9 protein-coding genes are annotated in these 7,821 nt (G+C 71.3%); 6 read left to right on the forward strand and 3 right to left on the reverse strand.

Annotated elements, in window-relative coordinates; translation table 11 throughout:
- Nucleotides 1–36: 36 nt before the first annotated feature.
- On the reverse strand, nucleotides 37–510 hold the full coding sequence (locus AB0F40_RS12530) for a DoxX family membrane protein (protein ID WP_357467367.1): 474 nt from the start codon (nucleotides 508–510) through the stop codon (nucleotides 37–39).
- A 201-nt stretch (nucleotides 511–711) separates the two neighbouring features.
- Here AB0F40_RS12530 and AB0F40_RS12535 point away from each other — a divergent pair, with 201 nt between their 5' ends.
- The 5 genes from AB0F40_RS12535 to AB0F40_RS12555 all read left to right on the forward strand — a co-directional run bounded on the left by AB0F40_RS12535 (nucleotide 712) and on the right by AB0F40_RS12555 (nucleotide 4,778).
- The gene (locus AB0F40_RS12535) at nucleotides 712–1,695 is read left to right on the forward strand and encodes a sigma-70 family RNA polymerase sigma factor (RefSeq protein WP_357467369.1); all 984 of its coding nucleotides are present in this window, start codon (nucleotides 712–714) and stop codon (nucleotides 1,693–1,695) included.
- Nucleotides 1,692–1,967: a mycothiol system anti-sigma-R factor gene (rsrA, locus tag AB0F40_RS12540; RefSeq protein ID WP_357467372.1), complete on the forward strand. Its 276-nt coding sequence runs from the start codon at nucleotides 1,692–1,694 to the stop codon at nucleotides 1,965–1,967. The genes AB0F40_RS12535 and rsrA overlap by 4 nt, the downstream gene beginning before the upstream one ends.
- A gap of 375 nt (nucleotides 1,968–2,342) precedes the next feature.
- Entirely contained in the window at nucleotides 2,343–3,206 is an 864-nt protein-coding gene (locus AB0F40_RS12545) for a DUF4097 family beta strand repeat-containing protein (RefSeq protein ID WP_357467375.1), read from the forward strand.
- On the forward strand, nucleotides 3,206–3,901 hold the full coding sequence (locus AB0F40_RS12550; RefSeq protein WP_357467377.1) for a PadR family transcriptional regulator: 696 nt from the start codon (nucleotides 3,206–3,208) through the stop codon (nucleotides 3,899–3,901). The genes AB0F40_RS12545 and AB0F40_RS12550 overlap by 1 nt, the downstream gene beginning before the upstream one ends.
- Nucleotides 3,902–3,980: 79 nt before the next feature.
- Entirely contained in the window at nucleotides 3,981–4,778 is a 798-nt protein-coding gene (locus AB0F40_RS12555) for a hypothetical protein (protein ID WP_357467380.1), read from the forward strand.
- A gap of 101 nt (nucleotides 4,779–4,879) precedes the next feature.
- Here AB0F40_RS12555 and AB0F40_RS12560 read toward each other — a convergent pair whose 3' ends face one another.
- The gene (locus AB0F40_RS12560; protein ID WP_357467383.1) at nucleotides 4,880–5,488 is read right to left on the reverse strand and encodes a GDSL-type esterase/lipase family protein; all 609 of its coding nucleotides are present in this window, start codon (nucleotides 5,486–5,488) and stop codon (nucleotides 4,880–4,882) included.
- 137 nt (nucleotides 5,489–5,625) lie between these two features.
- Nucleotides 5,626–6,570 carry an aldose 1-epimerase family protein gene (locus AB0F40_RS12565; protein WP_357467385.1) on the reverse strand — a complete coding sequence of 315 codons (945 nt, stop codon included), beginning with the start codon at nucleotides 6,568–6,570 and terminating at the stop codon, nucleotides 5,626–5,628.
- 155 nt (nucleotides 6,571–6,725) lie between these two features.
- Here AB0F40_RS12565 and AB0F40_RS12570 point away from each other — a divergent pair, with 155 nt between their 5' ends.
- Nucleotides 6,726–7,721: an aldo/keto reductase gene (locus tag AB0F40_RS12570; RefSeq protein WP_357467388.1), complete on the forward strand. Its 996-nt coding sequence runs from the start codon at nucleotides 6,726–6,728 to the stop codon at nucleotides 7,719–7,721.
- Nucleotides 7,722–7,821: the final 100 nt, after the last annotated feature.

Consider the following 7,821-nt stretch of genomic DNA (forward strand, 5'->3'; position numbering starts at 1 on the left):
ACCTGGGTGACGTGGACGTCTGGCACGTGACGGGCGTCAGGCCTCGGCGGCGACGGCCTTCGCTTCCGCACGGGCCGCACGCGCCTGCTGGACGCGCCAGGACAACCCGGGCCTGCCCTCAAGGTCCGCGCCCGCGATGAGCGCGGCGCCCACGGACGCGAGGTTGCGCAGGAACCGCTCGGTGCGCGGGCCGCGCTCCTCCTTGGGCGCGGTGAAGGGCTGGTTCACCACGGCGAGGGGCAGCGTGAGCAGCGCCAGCGCGATGGCGGACGCGCGGGGCGCCTTGCCGAGCGCGAGCAGCGTGCCTGCGGTGGCCGTCGCGATGCCGTGCGCGCGGACGAGCGTGGTGACCTGCTTCTCGCTGAGCGGCTCCGCGCCCAGCGCCTGGGTGGCCAGGGCGGAACCGGTCTTGGCCGTGGAGACGTGCTCACCCGGCTTCCGGGCGGCCTGCACTCCGTCGTAGATGAACGATGAGGCCAGCAGGGGACGCGCGATGTGTCGAAGCAGCATGCCTCCACCTTGGCAGATGCTGGCCACGAATGCAGCAGGATGGCGCTATCGGATGGCGCGCGGCGGGCGGCAGGGGCGGGCACGGGGGATGGTCCCCGCCACACCGGGAATTCGGCGCCGGGGGCACAGGTTGAACCCGAGGTGGAGCGATGCCACGAGAAGGATCCGGTGAGGAACAGGGTGATCGACACGGTGACAGACATGGCGACCAGCACGGTGACCAGCGAGGCGACGGGCGCTGCTACCGGTCCGACGTCCGGCGGGCAGGGCGCGCCCCTGATGTTCGGCGCGGTTCCGGCACACCTGCTCGACCCCGGCGCGGACACGGTCCGGTCCACCGCGAAGTCCACGGCAGGCGCCCTGTCGGACACGGGTTGGCCGACGCGGCTAGGCTCAAGTGCGATGACTGACAATTCCCGCGAGCAGAAGAAGGACGCCGACGAGGTCGGCGCCGATGCCGGGGCGCGCCCCGACACGAACGCGAGCGAGGGTGTTGTCGGGACCACGGAAGCCTCCGCGGCCGAGAGCACCACCGAGACCAGCACCGAGACCACCGGTCAGGACGGCGACGACGAGGGCACCGAACGTTCCCCGCAGGAGGAGAGTGCCGCGGCCCGAGCCGCGCGCTTCGAGCGGGACGCGCTCCAGTACCTCGACCAGCTCTACTCCGCCGCGCTGCGCATGACGCGCAACCCGGCGGACGCCGAGGACCTGGTGCAGGAGACGTTCGCCAAGGCGTTCGCGGCGTTCCACCAGTACCGGCCGGGTACGAACCTGAAGGCCTGGCTGTACCGCATCCTCACGAACACGTTCATCAACAGCTACCGCAAGAAGCAGCGCGAGCCGCAGCAGTCCCAGACCGAGGACGTCGAGGACTGGCAGATCGCGCGTGCGGCGTCGCACACGTCGCGCGGCCTGCGCTCGGCGGAGGTCGAGGCGTTGGACCGGCTTCCGGACAGCGATGTGAAGCGGGCGCTCGCCGAGCTCCCGGAGGACCGTCGGATGGTCGTGTACTACGCCGACGTCGAGGGCTTTCCCTACAAGGAGATCGCAGAGATCATGGGAACTCCGATCGGGACCGTGATGTCCCGGCTTCACCGCGGACGCCGGCAGCTGCGTGAGCTCCTGGCCGACTACGCCGCTCAGCGAGGACTCGTCAGCCAGGCGCCCGGAGGTGCGCAGTGAACAACATCAAACCCATCCCGCACGACACGGCGGGGGAGTCCGAGTGCGAGCACGCGCTCAAGCACCTCTACGAGTACCTGGACTCCGAGATGACGCCGGAGGACGAGCAGCGCATGCGCGCGCACGTCGCCCACTGCTCGCCGTGCCTGGCTGAGCTGAGCGTCGAGGACCTCGTGAAGCAGCTCGTGAAGCGGTCGTGCAGCGAGCGCGCGCCGGACACGCTGCGGGTGCGGATCCACGAGCAGCTGACGGTCATGACCGTCGTGGAGTGACGACGTCCGGCTGACCGCCGGCGGGCATGACGAAGGGCCGGGACCCCTAGCGATCTACAGGGGTTCCGGCCCTTTCGTGTGCCCAGCTGGGCGGCTCACGGTCCTGACGGACGCTCGAGCCGGCTCAGGTGTTGGGACGCTTGCCGTGGTTCGCTGCCTTGCCGGCACGGCTACGGCGCTTGCGACCGCGCTTGCTCATCTGTGTCTCCTGCCAGGTGACGGACTGAATGGCTCCAATGATCCCACAGTTCGCCGGGTTGTCGGGCCCGTAAAGGGGTTGCTGGACCCGGGAACGCGATATAACGTGTCTCACGTCAACGCGATATATCGTGTTCGCAGCGCGAGCCCGAGCCGACCGAGAGCACCGGAGGAACCATGAGCGCAGACAGCTGGACCGTCACCGGTCCGCAGACCATCGAGCTCGATGGTGTGATCACCGTCGACGCACACGTCGTCGACGGCCGGCTCGACATCGTCGCCCACGACGAGCCGGTGGCCCGGGTGGAGGTGCACTCCGTCGAGGGCAGGTCCCTCGAGGTGCGTCTCGAGGGCGGTCACCTCGTGATCGGGCACGAGAGCGGCCTGTCGGGCTGGGGCTCGTTCATGAAGCGGTTCGCGGACTTCGGTGGCAAGGCACGCGCCGACATCCACGTCGCGGTGCCGGCCGGCACCACCGTGCGGCTCGGCACCGTCCGCGGCGAGGGCCTCCTCGCCGGCACGACGGCGGGTGCGTCGGCGTCCACCGTCTCCGGGTCGCTGCTGGTCTCGCGCACGGCCGGCGACCTCAGGCTGAACACCGTCTCCGGCGAGGTGACGGTCCGCGACCACGTGGGTGACGTCACGAGCAACACGGTGTCCGCGGACGTCGTGGTGAGCGCATCGGCCGACGCCGTGACGTCGTCGTCGGTCTCGGGCGACGTGACGTTCGACCTGGTGAACCAGCCAAGGACCGTCCGGGTCAACACGGTGTCCGGGAACATGCTCCTGCGCGTGCCGGACGAGCGGGCCGTCGAGGTGTCGGTGCAGAGCGTCAGCGGGCGCGTCACGCTGGGCGGCCTGCAGTTCACCGGTGGCGGCGGCGCGAAGGTCACCGGCGGCGAGCGGTCGGCGCGGCCGGGCGTCATGCAGCTGCGGGTGACCGGCGTCTCCGGCGACGTCACCGTGATCGGTGGGCCGCAGGACGCGGCGGACGTCCCGGCCGACGCAGTGCCCGCGGACGCGGCGCCCGTGGAGCTGTAATGCCACCTGTGTTCGCCCACGGGGAGCTGCGCCTGTACCTGCTGGTACTGCTCCTGGACGGCCCCCGGCACGGGTACGAGCTGATCACGGAGCTCACCCGGCGCTTCGGTGGTACCTACCGCCCCAGTGCGGGAACCATCTACCCGCGCCTGGCCCGGCTCGAGGAGGAAGGCCTGGTGCGCCGCTCGGTCCCGGGCGCGCAGGCAGCCGAACCGGCAGGCTCGCCGGGCGCCGGCCGCAAGGCCACGTACGAGCTCACCCCGGCAGGCCGGGCCGAGCTCGACTCCCGCCTCGACGACGTCCGGCGCCTGGAGCGCAGCGTCGCCGAGACTGTGCGCAGCCTCGCGGACGAGGTACGGGCGGACGTCCGTGACACGATGCGTGGCCTGCGGGCCGAGCTCGCCGCCGCGGCGCAGGAGGCGCGCTCCCGGCCCCGGCCGGGGCCGGGTACCGCGCCCGACCCGCGCCGCACACAGTCCAACTCGCTGCGGCACGACGCCGAGGCGATGCTCCAGCGGTTCCGCAACGACGTGCTGGCCGACCTGCGGGAGGCCGACGTCGCGGGTACGGTGTCGGCGCTGACCGTGGAGACGCTGCGTACCGTCCTCGACTCGGCACGTTCCGCGGTCCGTGGGACGCTGCCGCACAGCACGGCTTCTCCGCCGAGCCGCGCAGAACGCACGAACCCCGAGTGATGCGCACTCCCCATGAGTGCACCCATGCACCCATCCAGACGAACGACCCCGCAACGTCCCCAATGAACGGAGCACAGCGATGACCACCGAGTCCTGGAGCGTAGCCGCCCCGCAGACCATCGAGGTAGGCGGCGCCTCGACCCTGATCGTCCGACTGACGAACGGCCGCGCGGAGATCGTGGCCGACCCGAACCGCGCCTCCGGAGCCCTCGTCGAGGTGCTCGAGGTGTCGACGCGGCCGCTGCAGATCCTTGCCGAGCACGGCAACCTCCGGATCGCCTACGACTTCCCGGGCCTCGAGGGCTTCGTGGACCGCTTCCGCGGCCTCAAGGACCACGACAGCGCGGTCGTCCGGGTGACGGTCCCGGCCGCCTCTGTGGTCGACGTCGCCACGGTCGGCGCCGAGGTCGTGGTGACCGGGTCGCAGGCGGGGGTCAACGTCAAGACAGCGGGCGGCGCCATCACCGTCACCGGAACCACCGGGTCCGTGACCACCAAGTCCGGTACGGGCGCTGTCACCATCGCCGAGCACGCGGGCGACGTGGCGGTCTCGACCGTCTCGGGCGCGGTCTCGGTGGTGGGTGCCCTGGGCCGGGTATCCGTCCAGACGGTGTCCGGTGCCGTCGACGTCACCGCCATCGGCACCACGCCGCTCGTCAACGCCAAGACGGTGTCGGGCACGGCGGCGGTGCAGCTCGACGCCGGGTCCCCGGTCAACCTCCGGGCGCGCAGTGTGACGGGCAAGGTGATGATCGACGGCGCACAGGCGACGTCCAGCGCGCAGCGCACCGTCGTCGTCGACCACGCGGAGCCGGGGGCGGCCGCGTACATCTCGACCAACACGGTCTCGGGAACGGCGACGATCACCCGCGGCTGAGCGGTCGCAGGCTCAGGCTCTATTTGTTTCGCCTGAGCCTGCGGTTCCGCTCCGGGCGCGTGCCTCGTTCCTCGGCCCGCACCCTGCGCTGCACCTCCGGCTCAGGCGACCTCGTCCTGGGGGAGGCCCAGCCACGCGTGCCAGCCCGTGTGCAGCACCAGCCACGCCATGAGCCCGTAACCGGCCTGGCCCGGGTAGACGCCGCCGCCCTGCGCGAGGTCGGCGAGCCACTGCTCGTGCTGGGCCAGAGGTGTGTACGTGTCGACGTACGGCACCCGGCGCCGGCTGGCGACGTCGGCGAACGCGTCGGACAGCTCGGCGATCCGGTCGCCCTCGGCGGGCATGCCGGGTGGCGGCCCGACCACGAAGGCCGCGGTCCGGTTCGCGTCCGCGACGTCGAGGATGTTCGCCAGGTTCAGGCGCGAGCGGGCGACGGTGAGCCCCGAGGCGACGTCGTGCCGTCCCAGGGCCACGACCAGGCGGTTCTCGATCTCCGAGTCGGGGCCGAAGCGCGCCGCCGTCTCCGCCTCCCAGCGCGCGCCGAGCTGCGTGCTGGTCTCGCCGGGCACGGCGAGGGTGAAGAGCATGGCGGGCCGAGAGAAATGGGTGCGCGCGACGACGCGTCCGGTCCAGCCGAGTGCACGAGCGTCTCCGACACCCGTGGCCAGCTCGTCACCGACGACGCAGATGCGCACCTCGCGATCCTGCAACGGACTCTCCTTGCCTGTTCCCGGCAGCCTGGCGGACGGCCGGTTCCCCATTGTGGTGCACGGACCGTGACCGATCGGTGACAACGCGCCGACGCCGACCCGTCGACGTCAGAACCCGAGACTTCGGGGCACAGCCGTCAGAGCAGGGTGAGCCCCCAGCGGACACCGTGGCTCTCGCCCGGAGCGAGGTGCACGAGCCGCTCGCGCGTGCGGAACGCGTCGGCGACGCAGGTCATCGGCTCGGCGGCGAGGCCGTGCCTGCGCCGGTCCGGGGCGATGTGGTCACCCGTGCAGATCTGCCAGACGTCCTGCGACTCGTCCATCCAGACCGCGGACGTGCGCCCGTCGGGCGCGGTCAGGTGGGCCCAGGACAGGCCGTCCGCGTCGCGGACGACGTCCACGTACGCGTCGTCGAGGTCCAGGCCGGCCGCGCTGCGCGGTTCCCGCAGGTCATAGGTGCCCGACGCCGGCTCGGTGCCGGTCGGCAGGAGCCGATCGTCGGTCGTGACCCGGGTGCCCGCGTCGAGCCGCACCGTGCACTCGTCCAGGTCGGCGCCGCCCGTGGACAGCCAGGGGTGGAACCCGCACCCGTAGGGCGCCGTGCTCGCCCCTACGTTGGTGACGTCCAGCGTGACCCCGAGGCCGGCGTCGGACAGGGAGTAGCGGATCTGCGCCACCAGCTGGAACGGGTAGCCGGGCCGGGCGACGAGCTCGAGCTCGAGCGCCACGGCGGAGCCGGAGTGCTCGCGCACCGACCAGCGCTCCCACGCCGCGAGCCCGTGCAGGGCGGTGTTGCGCGCCGGCTCGGTCACGGGCAGCTGGTGCGTCTCGCCGCCGTACTCGTAGGAGCCGTCCCGGAGCCGGTTGGGCCAGGGGATGAGCACCGCGGAGTTGAACACGGGGCTGATCTCGTCAGCTCCGAACGGGACCACGACGTCGCGTCCGTCCACCGAGTACTCTCGCAGCGCCGCACCCACCTGGGTGACCGTCGCGCGGTGGCTGCCATGGCTGATCCGGAACTGGTCCCCGGAAGGATGGGGCCTGGCCTCCGCAACGGGAGGAATTTCTGTCGTCACACTCACACCGTAACCGTAGGGCAATTTCTGCCTGCGCCACGTAGCGTGAGACAGCAGACTGGGGGGTCGTGTCGTGACATCCGCGAACGACCCCGCTACGAACAGGACCTGAGGACTGGTCCACGCGGGCAGGTCTGCCCGCCCCAGCAGTAGGAGGAACGATGGAACAGCAGGTACTCGGACGGACCGGTCGGCTCGTATCGGCTGTGGGCCTGGGGACCTGGCAGCTCGGTGCTGACTGGGGAGAGGTCAGCGAGAGCGACGCCCGTGCGGTCCTCGAGGCCTCGCTGGAGGCCGGTGTGACCTTCTTTGACACCGCTGACGTCTACGGCGACGGCCGCAGCGAGCAAGCTATCGGTTCCTTCCTCAAGGACCACCCCGACACCGGGATCACCGTCGCCACGAAGATGGGGCGGCGCATGGACCAGGTGCCGGAGAACTACGTGCTGGAGCACTTCCGCGAGTGGACCGACCGCTCCAGGCGCAACCTCGGCGTCGAGCGCCTGGACCTGGTGCAGCTCCACTGCCCGCCCACGGCCGTCTACTCGTCGGACGCCGTCTACGACGCGCTCGACCAGCTCGTGTCCGACGGCGCCGTCGCGGCGTACGGCGTCAGCGTCGAGAAGTCGTCGGAGGCCCTCGAGGCCATCGCCCGGCCCAACGTCGCGACCGTGCAGATCATCCTCAACGCGTTCCGGCTCAAGCCGCTCGAGGAGGTGCTCCCCGCGGCCTCGGCGGCGGGAGTCGGCATCATCGCGCGGGTCCCGCTCGCGTCCGGCCTGCTCTCCGGCCGGTACACGAAGGAGACGGTGTTCGCCGAGAACGACCACCGCACCTTCAACAGGGACGGCGCGGCGTTCGACGTCGGCGAGACGTTCTCCGGTGTGCCCTACGAGGTGGGGCTCGAGGCCGCAGGCCGGTTCACCGAGCTGGCCAAGGACCGCGTCGGCGACTCCCTCACCCCGGCCCAGGCGGCCATTGCCTGGGCCTGGCAGCGGCCAGGCGTCTCGTCCGTGATCCCCGGCGCGCGCAACGTCGAGCAGGCGCGGGCGAACGCGGCGGCGGGGGATGCGGCGACGCTGGGCCCCCTGTTCATGTCCGGCGTGCGCGAGATCTACGACGAGATGATCAAGGAGCACGTCCACGACAAGTGGTGAGCCCATCCTGCCGAGGTAGAACTGGGGCGAGATAGAACTGGGGCCGGAGCGCTGATCAGCGCTCCGGCCCCAGCGGCCGGGGACCTCAAGGACCTCAAGC

It is taken from the genome of Promicromonospora sp. NPDC023987 (assembly GCF_040639055.1).
In the GTDB taxonomy this organism is placed as follows: domain Bacteria; phylum Actinomycetota; class Actinomycetes; order Actinomycetales; family Cellulomonadaceae; genus Promicromonospora.

Bases quoted from the DNA above. Each gene is read 5' to 3' on its own strand.
- AB0F40_RS12530 (WP_357467367.1), bottom strand. From the start codon at position 510: ATGCTGCTTCGACACATCGCGCGTCCCCTGCTGGCCTCATCGTTCATC.
- AB0F40_RS12535 (WP_357467369.1), top strand. From the start codon at position 712: ATGGCGACCAGCACGGTGACCAGCGAGGCGACGGGCGCTGCTACCGGT.
- AB0F40_RS12545 (WP_357467375.1), top strand. From the start codon at position 2,343: ATGAGCGCAGACAGCTGGACCGTCACCGGTCCGCAGACCATCGAGCTC.
- AB0F40_RS12550 (WP_357467377.1), top strand. From the start codon at position 3,206: ATGCCACCTGTGTTCGCCCACGGGGAGCTGCGCCTGTACCTGCTGGTA.
- AB0F40_RS12555 (WP_357467380.1), top strand. From the start codon at position 3,981: ATGACCACCGAGTCCTGGAGCGTAGCCGCCCCGCAGACCATCGAGGTA.
- AB0F40_RS12570 (WP_357467388.1), top strand. From the start codon at position 6,726: ATGGAACAGCAGGTACTCGGACGGACCGGTCGGCTCGTATCGGCTGTG.